Consider the following 15553-nt stretch of genomic DNA (forward strand, 5'->3'; position numbering starts at 1 on the left):
GCGGCGCGCTGTCCCCCGACGTAGGCTCAAACCAGCCCACCCGATCCACCAAGGAGCCTTCAATGAATCTCAGCCACGTCCCCCTGCGTCTCAGCACCGGAGCTTTCATCCTGAACTCGGGTCTGACGAAACGGGAAATTGACAGGGACACCGCCGCCTACCTGCAGGGCATGGCAGCCAACGCCTTTCCCCAGGTGAAGCAGCTTGATCCCGAGAAGTTCGGCAAGGTTCTGGCCGCCGCCGAGATGGGACTGGGCGCCGCCCTCCTGGCGCCCTTCATTCCGAGCCGGCTGGTAGGCCTTGGCCTCGCCGCCTTCTCGGGCGGCCTGCTCGCCATGTACTTCCGCACGCCGGGAATGACCCAGGACGACGACGTCCGTCCCACCCAGGAGGGCACGCCCGTCGCCAAGGACGTGTGGATGCTCGGTATCGCGCTCTCACTCATCATCGACGGCGGCCGCAAGCGCTGAGATGCGCCGGATTCACCTCCGGCGCTACCGCACCCTAGGGTTGTCCTATGGAATCCCCGATCGAAGGCTACCTTGCACGGATCCACCGGGAGATTTCGGAGCTGAAGGACGGCAAGCCCTACAGCACCATCCCCGCGATGGCGAACGTCGATCCGGACAACTTCGGCATCTGTCTCACGACTGTTGACGGATACATCTACGAGGTAGGTGACACGCGGGAAGAGTTCAGCATCCAGTCCATCTCGAAGCCGTTCACCTATGGGCTGGCCCTGTCCGACCTCGGGTTGGACGCGGTGGACGAGAAGGTTGACGTTGAACCGTCCGGCGATTCCTTCAACGAGATCTCACTGGCTGAAGGGACGGGACGCCCCGCAAACGCCATGATCAATGCCGGGGCGCTCACGGCGACGTCGTTGATCAAGGGCTCCGGGGGGAACACCAGGATCAAGCGCATCGTCAATACCTATTCCGACTTCGCCGGAAGGCAGCTATCGATTGACGAGGAGATCTTTTCGTCCGAGTTGCAGCATGGGCACAGGAACCGTGCGTTGGCACACCTGCTGAGGTCCTTCGACATCATCGAGGACGATCCGACACCGGTGATCGAGGACTATTTCCGTCAGTGCTCGGTACTGGTGAACTGCCTGGATCTTTCGCTCATGGCCGCTACGCTCGCGAACAGCGGACGCAATCCCCTGACCGACAAGCAGGTACTGGACATCGTGCCGGTGGAGCGCGTTCTTTCGGTCATGACCACCTGTGGAATGTATGACGACGCCGGTTCGTGGATCAGTACCGTTGGCATGCCCGGTAAGAGCGGAGTCGGTGGAGGGATGATTTCCGTGCTGCCCGGCCAGGTGGGGCTGGCTGTCTATTCCCCGCCGCTGGACGAACACGGCAGCAGCGTTCGAGGCATGGCGGCCAGCCAGCGCCTCTCCCAGGACATGGAGCTGCACTTCGTCCGCGCTGCCCGGGTCGGCAAGTCAGCAATCCGGTCCACCTACGACATCTCGGCCGCACCCTCCGGCATCCGGCGCGACGATGAGGCGATGGATGTGCTGCGGGACCACGGTCACCGCGCCCGTGTGGTGGAGCTGAACGGAGACCTGCTCTTCGCCGGTACGGAATCGATGGTTCGCGAACTCAGCACGCTGACCGACGAAGTGGAGCTCGTCATTCTGGATCTGCGGCGGGTGGACGAGGTGGCGGATGTATCCCTGCGCCTCCTCGCTGAAGTCCGCGAGAATCTGGTGGCCGAGGGAAGGGAACTGGTTCTGATCGATGCGGAAGGCACCCTCGCCGAGGCCTTCCGCGACGTTGATCGGGAGGTCCCAACCTTCGATACGCGGACCATGGCCGTCGAGTGGTGCGAGAACCGGCTCATCCAGACCTACGGTGGTGAGCTCGAGTTGCCCAGCCACGTGGACATTTCCCAGTGCCCCGCTCTCAGCCCGCTCAGCCGCGACGATGTGCAGAAGCTCGCCGACCGGATGGAAGACCGAACCTACAAGGACGGCGATCTGATCCGCCGTATCGGCCAGTCCTTCGGTGGGGTCTTCTTCATCCTGTCCGGATCGGTCAATACCTCTGTAGTCGGGCCCACCGGAGACCGGGTGAAACTCACGACGTTGAGCGCGGGGATGACTTTCGGAGAACTCGCCCTCGGCAGCGACGACCGGCAGGAAACAACCGTGAAGGCCACCGGCAAGGTAACGGTGAAAGTGCTCACCGCTGATGCCATAGCGACGTTGGAGTCTGAAGACACCAGGCTGGCGCTCGAGCTATGGAAGGCGCTCACGCGCGACGCCTACACCCGGGTGGACCTCTATCTGCGGGAAACGGCCGTAAGAATCCGGGACTGACTGGGGTGGCTCGGGCCCGCCGGAGCAAGTAGAGAGGGCTCCGGTGGTCCGTACCTCACTACCTGGGATCGGTCGACAGCATGCCCATCACAACGGCATCAATCCACTCACCGTTCCACAGCAGCGCGTCCCGCAAGCGCCCTTCGACCCGGAATCCGCACTTCTCGTAGACGCGCTGCGCCCGCGGATTGAACGCGTAGACTTCCAGGCTGATGCGGTGCACGCCCATCACGTCGAAGGCATGCGCGACGACGGCGCGGGTCGCCTCGGTACCGTACCCGCGGCCGAACCTCGAATCGGCGTTGAGGCCGATTCGGAACCCGATAGACCTGTTGTCCGGGTCGTAGTCGTTGAGCACGACCTCGCCGATATGGCTCCCGTCCGACTCGAGGATGACGGCCCAGTCCGCACGTCCGTCGGTGGCCGCAAGCCCCGCCAACCACGATTCGATCTGCGGCCTTGAGAAGGTTGCATGTGTCCCGGTGAGCCGCATCGTCTCCGGGTTCTGCAGCGCAGTCCAGGTTCCCTCAAGATGCTCAGGTCCCAGCGGTTCCAGCCGCAACCGGGCAGTGGTCAAGACCGGTGGGGGCGTGAACATCGGCATGGACCCTAGTGTGCCGCCGGCGCAACAGGTGCGTTACCGCCGTCGTGCCCGGCAGGCGAGGAGTGCGCAGGCACAGCCGGTTTCCGCACAAAGAGCGCTGCAACCACAGCGAACAGGAAGATCACCGCGCCACACAGGAACGCCATCCGTATGCCGCCCGCCAGCGCTGGAACCTCACCGGTGCCCTCGCCCATCAGGGCGCTGGTCTGCAGCGTCATCACGGAGACGAAGAGGGCAATGCCCGCTGCTCCGGCCAGCTGCTGGATGGTCCCTACGACGGCGCTGGCATGCGAGTACAGCTGCGGTCGGACCGAGCCAAGCGCCGAGGTGAACAGCGGCGTGAACATGCCGGCCAGTCCGATGCTGAGGACCACGTGGCAGGCCAGCACCAGCGGGATGGGCGTTGAGGCGTCCACCTGGGTGAGAATCCAGAACACCGAGGCCACGAGTACCGCCCCGGGAACAACCAGAACGCGCGGACCGTGCCTGTCGAAGATCCGACCCACAACGGGGCCGAGCAAACCCATCGCGAGACCGCCGGGCAGCAGCATCAGGCCGGCAGCCGCCGGTTGAAGTCCCAACGCGTCCTGCAGGTAGATGGGAAGCAGGATGATCGTGCCGAACAGCGCCATCATGCTGATCGAAAGCACAAGGATCGACACTGTGAAGGTGCGCGAGTGGAACGTCCGCAGGTCGAGCAGAGCCCGGTCGCGGCCCTGCAGCACCAGCTGGCGGGCGATGAAGCAGGCCAGGCCTGCGATTCCGACGGCGAGGGGCGCCCAGCTCGGGATGCTTGAGGAGCCTGCACCTTCACCGAACTGGCTCAGGCCGTAGACGATGCCGCCGAAGGCGAACGCAGACAGGATGACCGAAAGGACATCGATCGGGGTTCTGCGGGGCGTCGTCACGTTCTGGATACGGATTCCGCCCAGCACCAGCGATCCGATCGCAATCGGAAGGACCAGCCAGAACATCCAGCGCCAATCCAACACACTGAGGATGATTCCCGAGATGGTCGGGCCGATGGCCGGTGCCACCGAGATCACTATCGAGATGTTGCCCATGGTCTTGCCGCGTGATGACGGCGGCACCAGGGTCATGACCGTGGTCATGAGCAGCGGCATCATGATCGCCGTTCCGCCGGCCTGGATCACCCGCCCGACAAGCAGCATCTCAAACCCGGGCGCCATCGCCGAGACAAGCGTGCCAAGGCTGAAGAGGGTCATCGCCGCAAGGAACACCGGCCGTGTGTTGAACCGCTGGATGAGGAAGCCGGTGATGGGGATGACAACTGCCATGGTGAGCATGAAAGCCGTCGTGAGCCATTGACCCGCGGAGGCGGTGATCTGGAGATCGTCCATGAGGCGCGGCAGAGCGACGCCCATGATGGTCTCGTTGAGGATGACGACGAAAGCCGACACCAGGAGCAGGGAAATGACCAGCCGGTCCCGGGCAGAGATCGCGTCGCCCGGGCTGTCGGTCTGTAGCGTGCCGTCGTCGGCCTGAGTGAGTTTGTCCGTCTTCTGCGGCACGGGAATCCCCCTGAAAGATACTTAACGGCGCGCAGGAGCGTGCGCAGCCAGAAGTAACAAGCACGGGTGACCGGTGCTTATTCCCGACCAACGACGTCGGGCGTACTGTTGCTTTTGAGCGCCCCCGATGGAGAGAAGGTAGCCGGTATGTCTATTCCCCCGCCCCATGAGCCGCATCCGGATCCGTCCCAACCGCGGCCTCCCGGCGAGCCCGGGCCGGAACCCCAGCCTTCTCCGTCCCCCTACCCGTATCCCGATCCGGCACCGGACGCACCCGGTATACCGCCGGAGCCAGGACCCGGGCCTTCACCCGATCGGCCGATCCCGGAACCGGGACCATCGATTCCTCCCCTGTCCTGACGCAGGGGGCTCCCGGCCGCGGGGATTCCCGGCCGGGCGGCACCGCTTGCCCGCCCTGCACGACTCCGCATTGAGTAGTAAGCTTGCTTACTACTATCCGTGGTGCTGCCGGAGCACCGTAAGGCAGTGCGGAGGACGCCGTGAGCGAAACCCAGAAGGTCTACAAGGAACTGAGTGACCTGGAACGGTTCGTGAAGGAGCACGCGCCCATCTACCTCCGGTATTCCCGAGGCTACGAAGCGGACTCCAACTCGCAGAGCATGGATACCGAGAGCGGCCTATCCCTGCCCGGACTGTCAGTGAACCCACTCAGTCCTGAGGATTGGTGGACCAGGCCCCTCACGGACTGGATTGCCCGGCAGATCTGCCAGTACAAGCACCTGCACCGGAAGAAGGACCGTCACGCCTGGATCCTGACTGGAGACTGCGTCGGCCGGGGCCCGGATTGTGAACCTCTGCTCATCAACGTGAAACCACTCGGCAAGCTTGACGACGGACTGCTGGAGGAAGCGGAGACGATCTACCAGGAGCGTTTCGACGCCGGGAACGGACCCTGATCGCTCCTGCCTGAGAATTGATCCTGTAGTGGCCGTCAATGGCTGCCTCACTATCGAACGGTACAAGGCGCTGCTTCCCTGCCAGTATGTGCGCTGCAGGCGGGAGCCTACTCCCTGCCAGACAGCGCCGGATGAGTCCTGGACGGCGGTACTCTTGCTCCTGAGCGCCGCCCGCCGACCAGATGGAGCCCTCTCAGCAGTGACTGACCTCGACCAGATCGCCTCCGAGCTTTATGCCCTACCGTTGGACGAGTTCACCGCGGCCCGAAACAGCAGGGCGAAGGACGTTGACGACAAGTCGCTCGCCAAGGAAGTGCGGGCGCTTCGTAAGCCGACGGCTTCGGCCTGGCTTCTGAATGTGATGAACCTCCACAGTGGGGACCAGTTACGGCAGGCGCTGAGCCTCGGTGCGGCGATGCGGGAGGCGCAGGAGCAACTCGACCGGAGCGAGTTGAAGAAGCTGGGCACCCAGCGGCAGCAGCTTATCTCCGCCCTCGTGAAGGACGGCACTGCTCTCGCCGAAGACCTCGGCCATCCGGTGAGCGCCGCTGCGGCGCTTGAAGTGGAACAGACCTTGCGGGCGGCGATGGCCGACGCCGGGGCTGCAGCCGCCGTTTCCACCGGCCGCCTGGTCCGGCCGCTGGAAGCGACCGGATGGGAGGCCGTGGATCTCACGGGGGCTGTGGCCGGCACCTTCGATGCCGGAAATACTGGCCCCATCGCTGATTCGGATAGCGCAGACGAACCCGAGTCACAGCACGACCCAGCAGCCGAAGCGCGCGCCGAGCTGGAGGACGCCGAGGACCGGTCGGAGGAAGCCGAAGCTCAACTCAAGCGTGCCCAGGAGCGCGTGGACCGGCTCGACCGGGACCGTGAGGCGCTCGTCTCGCAGGTCCGGGAGCTGCGAAAGCGGATTCGTGCGCTGGAACAGGACATCGATGGAATTGACGACGACGCCGACGACGCAGTCCGCGAGCGCACTGAGGCCGAGCGTGCAGCCAGGGAGGCTACCCGCGAGGTCGAGCGCGCGCGGAAGGTTCTCGGGAAGCTCGAGCGGTAACGCAGGAATAACGATCGGCGCGGCCGGAAAAGGCGGATGAGGCTGCCAACACGCATGCCGACGTCGTCCGCTGCCGCCACGCCAAGGCGATCCGCGGCGGATCCTGAGAGAACAACCGTTTGATTAAGCGTCCGCGCCCTGAGTTACAGCGGGGTAAAGCAACGTTGTGGTCTCGCCCGTCCCGCCCTAGCGTCGAAGGTGGCGCTGGCGGCTACGGCCGCCAGACGCCGCCACACACCAATCACATTGTTGGGTGAATGCACGCCAACAGGGAGCGGAGAAATGGCAGGATTCCGAGCAGGCAAACGCAGCTACAGCGAAGACGTTGGACTCACTGAGGGAGCCAAGCCACACCCCAACATCTGGCTCATCATCGCAGCGGCAGTTGTGTCAACGGTTTCGCTGGCGTTGGGATGGCTGCAGTTGCAGTCGGTGCAGCGCGCTGTTGGCATACCGCTTCCGGACGTGATGATGGGTGGGTACGACGCCGCCCACATCGAATCGGTCCGAAGCCTTTTGGACGCACCGCTGGTCGAGCGCTATCAGAGCGTGCACTACTTCTGGGACCTTGTGTTCCCGGTCGCGTTCGCCGCGCTGATCATCCTGCTGGTTCACCGCTTCGGCCGGCGGTCTGCCTTTCGCTGGCCGTTCTATGCCGTCGCGGTGACCTATGCGGCCGCCGACATCGCCGAGAACTTCGCCATCGAGGCAGCCTTGGCCTCCATCGAAGTCAGCGCGTCCGAAGCAACGTTCGCAAGCACCCTGACGACAGCGAAGTTCGTGCTCTTCGCCGCGGCTGTCCTGGCGTTCGCCCTGTCGTTCATGCTGAATCGGACCACCAGCCGACGTGACGCCCCCTCCTCACAAAGCGCTTCAGAGCACTAACGAACCGCAACCTCGTGCAGGCGAACGTTCCTCAGCGCGCCGCCCTCGGCCTCAGCCGTGAGGTAGGTGCAGGCTGGCTGCCTGCGGCGGTCGGTGGGTGAACCTGGATTGAGCAGTCGCATTCCGGCGGGAGTTGTGGTGTCCCACGGTATGTGGCTATGGCCGAAGACCAGTACGTCAACGTCGTCGAACGCTGCATCCATCCGCTTTTCCCGTCCGGCCGCGACACCCGTCTCATGGATCATCGCGAACCGCACCTCATCGATGCCGACCCGGGCCACTTCGGGCAGCCGCTCGCGCAGGTCAGGGCCGTCATTATTGCCGTAGACCCCGACCAGACGCTGCGCACGGTCTTCCAGCTCGTTGAGCAGTTCGATCGTGACCCAGTCCCCCGCGTGGAAGACAACGTCAGCTTTGTCCACCTCGTCCCAGACCTGCGGTGGGAGGCGCCGCGCTCGCTTGGGCACGTGCGTGTCGGCGATGATCAGCAATCGGGAGCCCATGGCCCCAGTCTGGCACGTACGCCCCGACCGTTCCCGTGTGGGAAGCTCGAAGAATGACTGTTCTGATTGCGGGCTGCGGGGATCTTGGTACTCAGGCCGGACTTGGTTTCGCTGAGGCTGGACATCGGGTTGTCGGATGGCGGCGGTCCTCTGGGAAGTTACCGCTGAGCATCGAGGGCCAGTCCGTTGACCTCACGGGTGAACTCCCCACCATCCCCAGTGACACCGACGTCGTGGTCATTGCGTTGACCGCCGATGGCCGCTCGGAGTCCGCGTACCGCGCCACCTACTTCGACGGGACCGCTAACCTCCTGGCCGCCCTTGAGCGGGATGGCGTGGTTCCGCGGCGGATCGTCTTTGTCTCCTCGACGGCTGTCTACGGGAACGACGACGGCGCATGGGTTGACGAGACGACCTCACCGTCGCCCTCCACTCCGACGGGCGCAGTTCTGCGGGAGACGGAGCAACTGCTCGCCCAGTGCGCCCCCCAGTCGGTGATGCTGCGGCTTTCCGGCATCTACGGGCCCGGACGCACACGCCTGATCGACCAGGTCCGCAACGGAAGCGAGAGTACCGGCGGCGTCCCACACTGGACCAACCGGATACACCGCGATGATGCGGCTGCCGCCATCGTACACATTGCAGGGCTTGAGGCGCCTGCCGGTGCCTATCTGGGCACAGACGATGAACCGGCGCTCCTCGCCGAGGTGCAGGCGTTTCTCGCGGCTGAGCTGGGATTGCCGCTTCCCGCAGGGACCGCCCGCGAGGTCGAATCAGGTGCCACAGGAAAGCGCTGCAGCAACGGACTCCTCAGGGCCAGCGGGTTCGAGTTCGCCTACCCCACCTACCGCGACGGGTACCGGGCGGTTCTGCAGGGAATCGGCATCCGGCACCCCTGATACTCCCGCCCACCCTGCCTACCCGGCCGAAAGTAAATACTAAGCAACCTTTCTATTTGCCCGATGTGTCTCTACTCTTGGAAACGAGCAACCCGGCGGGAACCCCATCCCGCCGATCCGGCAGCTTCGTGAAGCCAGGCAGATGGAGGTTCCATGGAAGAAACACTCAGAAGCGGTCTTGCGACAGTGATCGACTTCGTCCCCAAGCTGTTGCTATTCCTCGTCATCCTGATCATCGGGCTATTCGTAGCCAAAGCAATCTCCAAGGCACTGGACAAGCTCCTTGAACGCGTCGGTTTTGACCGCGCCGTCGAGCGCGGCGGCGTGAAGAAGGCACTCGCCAAGTCCTCCCTCGATGCCAGCGACATCATTGCCAAGATCGTCTACTACACGCTCGTTCTCTTTGTCCTCCAGTTCGCCTTCGGAGTATTCGGCCCCAACCCGGTCAGCGATCTGCTCGAAGGAATCATTGCTTTCCTCCCCAGGATCATCGTTGCCATCATCATCGTGATCATCAGCGCCGCCATCGCGGCGGGGGTGAAGAGCCTGATTGAGGGAACGTTGGGCGGCCTGTCCTATGGGAAGGTCCTCGCCAACATCGCAAGCATCTTCATTCTTGGAATCGGCATCATTTCGGCACTGAATCAGGTGGAGATTGCCACGACGGTAACCACCCCGATCCTCATCGCCGTCCTGGCAGCGATCGTCGGCGTCATTGTGGTCGGTGTCGGTGGCGGACTCATCAAGCCCATGTCCCAGCGTTGGGAGCACTACCTCAACAAGGCGGAGGAAGAAGCCCCCCGGATGAAGGCGGAAGCTCAGGCTTCGCCGTCGGCCAAGGAGCAGCTGAAGAGCGCCGCGCAGGACGCAAACGCGCGCAGCGCGACCACGGATACCTCGGGCAGCACCAAGGTGCACCGACCGGAGGACCCCTCGGCTCCGCGTTTCCGCTGATCCCTCCCACCCGAAGACCTTCCTCACACATCAATCAGTAGAGAGAGATAAGGACAAGAAAATGAACATTGACAAGCAGCAGATCCTCGACCTTCTCAGGAACCAAGGCGACCAGGACAAGGCCCAGCAGGCTGAACAGGAACTTCCCGACCAGGTGGATACTGAGCGCGACTCGGGCCTGTTGGAGAAGTTCGGCCTGAACCCGCAGGAACTTCTCGGCAAGCTCGGCGGCGGCGGTGGATTGGGCGGTCTGCTCGGCTGATTTCCCTGCACTGAAGATGGGGGACGCGCACTGCGTGCCCTCCATCTTGCTGTCCGCACATGAGAGTGTCGTGAGAACCTGCCCCGTTACCTTGAGCGGGCCCGCCGGGTGCGCTTTCATGAAAGGACGACGACGACGGACAATGAGGAGGTGCCTGACATGCAGCTTCCTCCTCCGCCCGGCCGAATGCCCGCTACGGCTTCTGAACCGCCTACCGTCGCGAGGCGCAGTGACGCCGATCCTTCCGGTGATGTGCTGGATGGGCGGTACACCGTCGGCGGCGTGCTGGGCAGCGGCGGCATGGCCGAGGTTCGGCGCGGGCACGACCAGGTCCTGGACAGGGACGTCGCCATCAAACTTTTCCGCGGTCAGGCCGAGGCCCGTCTCTCCGAGCGGGAGCGCGCCGAAGCGCAGCTGCTGGCGGGTCTTGATCACCCCGGCTTGGTGAAGGTGCACGACGTCGGCCAGTCACCTACCGCGGGTTGGGTTGTGATGGACCTCGTGGACGGTCCGGATCTGCACCGGCTGCTGCGCAACGGCCCCCTGGGACCGGAACAGACCTGGGCTATCGGACACGATGTCGCGCGGACGCTCGCCTACGTTCACGCAAAGGGCATCACCCACCGCGACGTCAAGCCGTCCAACATCCTGACCCGCGACGCCGAGCCCTCCTCCGGCCGTTTCGGATACGTGCTGACCGACTTCGGAATCGCACGCCGGATGGACAGTGACCGGCTCACGGCTACGGGCGAGGCGATCGGCACCGCAGGATACTTCAGCCCGGAGCAGGCCCGGGGCGAGGCGGTCGGCTCGGCCACCGACATCTACGCACTTGGCCTGGTGCTGCTGGAATGCCTGACGGGTGAACCTGCCTTTGAGGGCCGCGGCCTCGAGACAGCGCTCGCGCGCCTCCACCGCGCTCCCGAAATCCCTGCTTCAATCAACCCTGCGTGGCGCGAGCTCATCTCCAACATGACTGCCGGCACGGCCGCCGAGCGTCCGGGTGCTGCCGAGGTCGCGGGGGTACTGGCCTCCCAGCGCAGCGCCTTCACGACCGACGGGCACGAGGTTCCGGATGCCGGTCCGGCGACCATGGTCCTGTCGAACGCGCCGCAGGAGCCGAGGTCGACCCGGCGCTCGTTCGTCCTGGGCCTCAATGACGACGACGCAATTAGGAGCACACCCGGCGGCATCGGCGGCGATCCCGTGACTCAGAGTGGAGCCCGCTCCGCGCCCCCTCGGAAACCGACGAAGCGCGCTGCACCGGCGAAGCCTTCCACGGCCCCCGGCGACCGGAGACGGACGCAGGGGATGCGGCGCTGGTGGGCGGCGGCCGCCGTCGTCGTTCTGCTGGCCCTCGCGGCAGTGGGTGTGGTGCTTTCGGGCCTCCTCACGCCGGAGCCGGGTCCCGAACCGTTACCGTCGGTCCCCGGGGTGCCGGGGGAAAGACTGTCCGAACTCTACGAAAGCGTGCAGCCATGAGGTCGAAGCGATGGGTCCTTTCGATGATCTTCATTCTGCCGGCGCTCGGAGCCTGCGGAGGCGCAGAGGCCATGGATCCCGCGGCGGCGCAGTCGCTGCAGCAGCAGGTGCGGGAACTGGCCGTGACCACCCAGCAGGGGAACTACGAGCTAGCGCTTGGTCAGGCAGAGGCCCTGAGAACCGAGGTCCAGCAAGCCCAGGATTCGGGAGCCGTCACTCCGGGCCGAGCAGGTCGGATTCAGGACAACATCACTGCCTTCATCGAGTCCATCAAGCCGGCCGAGACACCGACGCCAGCTGCGCCGTCTGCCACCGACCCCGCCACCACCGAGCCTGCTCCCGCTCCCCCTACCTTTACCCCACCCGCAAAGGGCGACAGGGAAGACAGCAGGGATCCCGGCGAAACCCAGTCTGACCGTGAGAGGGAGGCCGCCGAGGAAGCTGCCAAGGAGGAGCAGAAGCGGATCGAAGAAGCCCAGAAGCAGGCCGAGGAGGAAGCGAAGGAGCGGCAAAAGCAGGAAGAGGAGAATCGCGAGGAGGACTGACCGGGCACCGGCAGGTCGCCTGGGGCTACTCTGTGGCATATCGACGGCTCTCACGCATATCGACGGCGCGGCTCATCGGCTGCGGAAAGAGGCAGGCATGCGCAGTATTACCGCTAAGTGCTACCAGCTGCAGCGTTCCAGAGGGGCCAACGGCTACCTGATCCGCACGCCCGGGCACACCGCCGTCGTCGACCCGGGTATGGCCAGCGGGTACGACGCCCTCCTGAGGGAGCTGCGCGATGCCGCGCCGGTTGTCGGACAGGTGACCGACATCCTGCTTACGCACTACGACGCCGACCACGCGCAGGTCGCGCAACGGCTTCAACGTGAGCTGAACGCAGTCGTGTGGCTTGGCGCAGCGGATGTGAGGATTCTGCGGCGTATCACCCCGCCGGCCACCCTGCTTCGCCGCGTGCTCTTCCGGCTCGCGCCGGTCGCGGTGCCGCAGCGCCTGTCAGACCTCGACGGCGAGCGTGAGCTTTTCGAGCGTCTCACCGCCTTTCCCCTCCCCGGACACACACCCGGGCAGATGGCGTACCGGTTCGGCGATGTCCTCTTCACCGGTGACTCGGTGCGCGTTGCGCGGGACGGCACGATCAAGCGCTTTTATCGGGCGCTCAATAACGACAACCCGCAGGCGGCCCGAACTACGGCCACGCTGGAACGGCGTATCCGCACCGACGGGATTGCGTGGCTCTGTCCCGGCCACAATCCGCCTGCCCAGGTTTCCGCACAATCCTGAATTAAACGCCCCTCGTCCGGTCCGAAAGTGCCCTCACAGGACTACGCTCATCTCACACCAATCCGTGGAGCCGGGGCGGGACCGGTCGGGCAGAAGGGCAACGTTCGTGGCAGAGCAGAGGATTTCCGAAGGTGCAGAGGATGCTTCGCTGCTGAGGGTCCTGGGAAACTGGGACGCGTTGGCACTCGGTTTCGGAGCGATGATCGGGTTCGGCTGGGTGGTGCTCACGGGTGGCTGGATCGGGTCGGCTGGAACCATGGGTGCGGTGTTGGCCATGATTGCCGGCGGGGTGATCATGGGCGTCGTCGGGCTCACGTATGCAGAACTGACCGCTGCCATGCCGAAGGCCGGTGGTGAACACAACTTCCTCCTACGCGGTATGGGTCCCCGCTGGTCATTCATCGGCTCCTGGGCGATCACGGGCGGGTATGTCACGATCGTCGCGTTCGAGGCGGTCGCCCTACCCCGAACCGCGCTCTATCTGTTTCCGGATCTGAACCAGATACCGCTGTGGGAGGTCGCGGGAAGCCAGGTGCACCTCACCTGGGCTCTCGTCGGAGCCATCGCCGCCGTGGTGATCACCTTCATCAACATCCGCGGCGTGAAGCTCGCCGGTGTAGCCCAGACCTTCGTAGTGCTCTTCCTCCTGCTCATTGGAGTGGTCCTGGTGGTGGGATCGTTCGTCGGAGGATCGGTGGAAAACACCCAGCCGTTCTTCACGGGTGGGTCCGCCGGGTTCTTCGCGGTCTTGGTGGTGGTCCCGTTCCTCTTCGTTGGGTTCGACGTGATCCCGCAGTCAGCCGAAGAAGTGAACATCCCCGCCCGCCAGATCGGCCGGCTGGTAGTGATCGCGGTGATTCTCGCGACCATCTGGTACGTCATGACCATCCTGACGACATCGTCGGCCATGGCTGCTGACGAAATCGCGCAGGCGGACATCGCCACCGCTGATGCCATGGGTGCCCTCTTCGGAAGTGACTTGATGGCCAAGGTGCTCATCGCGGGTGGAATCGCCGGCATCCTGACCTCCTGGAATTCGCTGTTGCTCGGCGCCTCACGGCTGATGTTCTCCATGGCACGCTCGGGAATGCTTCCTGCATGGTTCGGCAAGCTGCATCCCACCTACCGGACTCCCGCCAACGCACTGATGTTCATCGGCGCCCTGTCTTTCCTGGCACCCTTCTTCGGAGAGGCAATGCTGGTGTGGCTGGTGGACTCGGGAGCCCCCAGCATCGTCATCGCCTATATCCTGGTGTCCGTTGTCTTTGTCATCCTGCGTCGGCGCGAACCGGCAATGGACCGCCCTCTTCGCGTTGGCGGAGCAGGTAACGGCGGCTTGGTCATCGGTATCGCGGCCGTGGTTCTCTGCATTGCGCTGCTGAGTCTGTACCTGCCCTTCATGCCTGCAGCCCTCACTCCCCCGCCGTGGATTCTGTTCGGCCTCTGGTGGGTGCTCGGCATGTTCTTCCTGTTCCGGATTCCGAGGGGGATCACTCCCGGGGAAGACGCGGAACACCGGTTGCTGGAGGCATTGAACAACCGCTAGCAGCCCAGCGGTTACGCTCTTTTCATGCGTACTCTTCGCCGCCTTCACTTGTTCGCGCTCACCCGATCGCTTCTCGCGCGGGCAGCCATGGCGTTCGGAGCCGTGCAGGCACTGGTGATCGCCGCCATCGTGCTGGTCGATGCGGTACAGAAGAAGCGGCGAAGCAAGCGTCCCGGCTTTCCGCATCCGGGCATCTTCGAATCAGAGGTCGCTGGGTCCGAGACGACAGTCTTCACCTACGGCCATGACCTCTATGAAGACATGCTCGCCTCCATCCGAGAAGCCAAGCACACCGTCATGTTGGAGACGTACATCTGGAAGGGTGACGCAATCGGCCGGCAGTTCAAGGACGCCCTCAATGAGGCGGCTGCCCGCGGCGTGAAGGTGTACGTCATCTATGACGGCTTCGCGAACCTTGTGGTGCGTCCGACGTTCTACCGTTTCCACCCCAATGTCTCGGTGTTCCGGTTTCCGTTGGTCCGTCCGTCGATCGTCTTCACGAACATCCGCGGTACTGGTTTTGATCACCGCAAGATCATGGTGGTGGACGATTCCATCGGATATGTCGGCGGCTACAACATCGGCTCCCTCTACGCGTCCAAGTGGCGCGACACCCACCTGAAACTGGTTGGAAAGTCCGTCTGGGAGTTGCGGCAGGCGTTCGTCGCGTTCTGGAACGCTGCTCCCACCCAGCGTCACCGCCCGTTGGAGGAGACCAGTGCGGAGTTCTGGGAACCGCGGCTCCGGGCTGTCAACAACATTCCGGCCAACCTCGTTTTCCCGATCCGCGGCGTCTACCTGGACGCGATCAACCGGGCGCACAGCCACATCTACATCACAACGGCCTATTTCATCCCGGACCGGCAGATTCTCGAGGCCCTGTTGCGGGCCAGCAAGCGCGGCGTGGATGTGCGGGTCATCCTGCCTGAGGACTCAAACCACGTGGTGTCGGACTGGCTGTCCCGCGGGTTCTATTCGACGCTGCTTCGCAACGGCGTAAAGATCCTGCTGTACCAGAACGCCATGATCCATGCGAAGACCGCAACGGTCGACGGAGAATGGTCAACCGTGGGAACAGCCAACATCGACCGCCTCAGCCTGACCGGTAACTACGAGATCAATATTGAGCTGTTCGATGAGAAGCTTGCCACCACGATGGAGCACATCTTCGAGATCGACAGCAGCAACTGCCGTGAACTGCCCCTTGAGGAGTGGGAGAGCCGGCACATCGTGGCCCGCGTGAGTGAAGCGATCCTCGCGCCGCTGCGTCCGTTCCTGTAGTCAGCCGGT

16 protein-coding genes are annotated in these 15553 nt (G+C 64.1%); 13 read left to right on the forward strand and 3 right to left on the reverse strand.

The window, feature by feature from the left end; genetic code table 11:
- Positions 1-62 precede the first annotated feature (62 nt).
- Together AC5RU3_RS12770 and glsA are read left to right on the forward strand one after the other, a co-directional pair.
- Complete coding sequence (locus AC5RU3_RS12770; RefSeq protein WP_493965767.1) at positions 63-470, forward strand: hypothetical protein; 408 nt, start codon at positions 63-65, stop codon at positions 468-470.
- A 47-nt stretch (positions 471-517) separates the two neighbouring features.
- Positions 518-2332 (forward strand): glutaminase A, encoded by a 1815-nt coding sequence (gene glsA / locus AC5RU3_RS12775; RefSeq protein WP_493965768.1) that lies wholly within the window; start codon positions 518-520, stop codon positions 2330-2332.
- Positions 2333-2390: 58 nt separating this feature from the next.
- Here glsA and AC5RU3_RS12780 read toward each other — a convergent pair whose 3' ends face one another.
- Positions 2391-2930, reverse strand: a complete 540-nt coding sequence (locus AC5RU3_RS12780) for a GNAT family N-acetyltransferase (protein ID WP_493965769.1) — start codon at positions 2928-2930, stop codon at positions 2391-2393.
- A gap of 11 nt (positions 2931-2941) precedes the next feature.
- On the reverse strand, positions 2942-4468 hold the full coding sequence (locus AC5RU3_RS12785) for an MDR family MFS transporter (RefSeq protein WP_493965770.1): 1527 nt from the start codon (positions 4466-4468) through the stop codon (positions 2942-2944).
- Between the two features lie 500 nt (positions 4469-4968).
- On the opposite strand from AC5RU3_RS12785, the gene AC5RU3_RS12790 reads away from it, so the two are divergent.
- From AC5RU3_RS12790 to AC5RU3_RS12800, 3 genes are all read left to right on the forward strand, one after another.
- A complete protein-coding gene (locus AC5RU3_RS12790) occupies positions 4969-5385 on the forward strand; it encodes a DUF6098 family protein (RefSeq protein ID WP_309071108.1) in 417 nt (138 codons plus the stop codon).
- A 199-nt stretch (positions 5386-5584) separates the two neighbouring features.
- Complete coding sequence (locus AC5RU3_RS12795) at positions 5585-6445, forward strand: coiled-coil domain-containing protein (RefSeq protein WP_309071109.1); 861 nt, start codon at positions 5585-5587, stop codon at positions 6443-6445.
- 282 nt (positions 6446-6727) lie between these two features.
- Entirely contained in the window at positions 6728-7330 is a 603-nt protein-coding gene (locus tag AC5RU3_RS12800) for a hypothetical protein (protein WP_493965771.1), read from the forward strand.
- Here AC5RU3_RS12800 and AC5RU3_RS12805 read toward each other — a convergent pair.
- Positions 7327-7833: a metallophosphoesterase family protein gene (locus tag AC5RU3_RS12805; protein ID WP_493965772.1), complete on the reverse strand. Its 507-nt coding sequence runs from the start codon at positions 7831-7833 to the stop codon at positions 7327-7329. The genes AC5RU3_RS12800 and AC5RU3_RS12805 overlap by 4 nt on opposite strands.
- A 53-nt stretch (positions 7834-7886) precedes the next feature.
- Between AC5RU3_RS12805 and AC5RU3_RS12810 the strand changes: the two genes are divergently transcribed.
- The 8 genes from AC5RU3_RS12810 to AC5RU3_RS12845 all read left to right on the forward strand — a co-directional run bounded on the left by AC5RU3_RS12810 (position 7887) and on the right by AC5RU3_RS12845 (position 15544).
- Positions 7887-8732 carry an NAD-dependent epimerase/dehydratase family protein gene (locus AC5RU3_RS12810; protein WP_493965773.1) on the forward strand — a complete coding sequence of 282 codons (846 nt, stop codon included), beginning with the start codon at positions 7887-7889 and terminating at the stop codon, positions 8730-8732.
- Between the two features lie 153 nt (positions 8733-8885).
- The gene (locus AC5RU3_RS12815; RefSeq protein ID WP_493965774.1) at positions 8886-9686 is read left to right on the forward strand and encodes a mechanosensitive ion channel family protein; all 801 of its coding nucleotides are present in this window, start codon (positions 8886-8888) and stop codon (positions 9684-9686) included.
- 61 nt (positions 9687-9747) lie between these two features.
- A complete protein-coding gene (locus AC5RU3_RS12820; RefSeq protein ID WP_309071114.1) occupies positions 9748-9948 on the forward strand; it encodes a hypothetical protein in 201 nt (66 codons plus the stop codon).
- A 159-nt stretch (positions 9949-10107) separates the two neighbouring features.
- Positions 10108-11430: a serine/threonine-protein kinase gene (locus AC5RU3_RS12825; RefSeq protein WP_493965775.1), complete on the forward strand. Its 1323-nt coding sequence runs from the start codon at positions 10108-10110 to the stop codon at positions 11428-11430.
- Positions 11427-11975, forward strand: coding sequence for a hypothetical protein (locus tag AC5RU3_RS12830; RefSeq protein ID WP_493965776.1), 549 nt, complete (start codon positions 11427-11429; stop codon positions 11973-11975). Before AC5RU3_RS12825 ends, AC5RU3_RS12830 begins: the two co-directional genes overlap by 4 nt.
- 97 nt (positions 11976-12072) lie before the next feature.
- Entirely contained in the window at positions 12073-12717 is a 645-nt protein-coding gene (locus tag AC5RU3_RS12835; protein ID WP_493965777.1) for an MBL fold metallo-hydrolase, read from the forward strand.
- A 199-nt stretch (positions 12718-12916) separates the two neighbouring features.
- Positions 12917-14263 carry an APC family permease gene (locus AC5RU3_RS12840; protein ID WP_493966032.1) on the forward strand — a complete coding sequence of 449 codons (1347 nt, stop codon included), beginning with the start codon at positions 12917-12919 and terminating at the stop codon, positions 14261-14263.
- 24 nt (positions 14264-14287) lie between these two features.
- Positions 14288-15544 (forward strand): phospholipase D-like domain-containing protein, encoded by a 1257-nt coding sequence (locus AC5RU3_RS12845; RefSeq protein ID WP_309071119.1) that lies wholly within the window; start codon positions 14288-14290, stop codon positions 15542-15544.
- Positions 15545-15553 lie beyond the last annotated feature (9 nt).

It is taken from the genome of Arthrobacter sp. MDB1-55 (assembly GCF_059092925.1).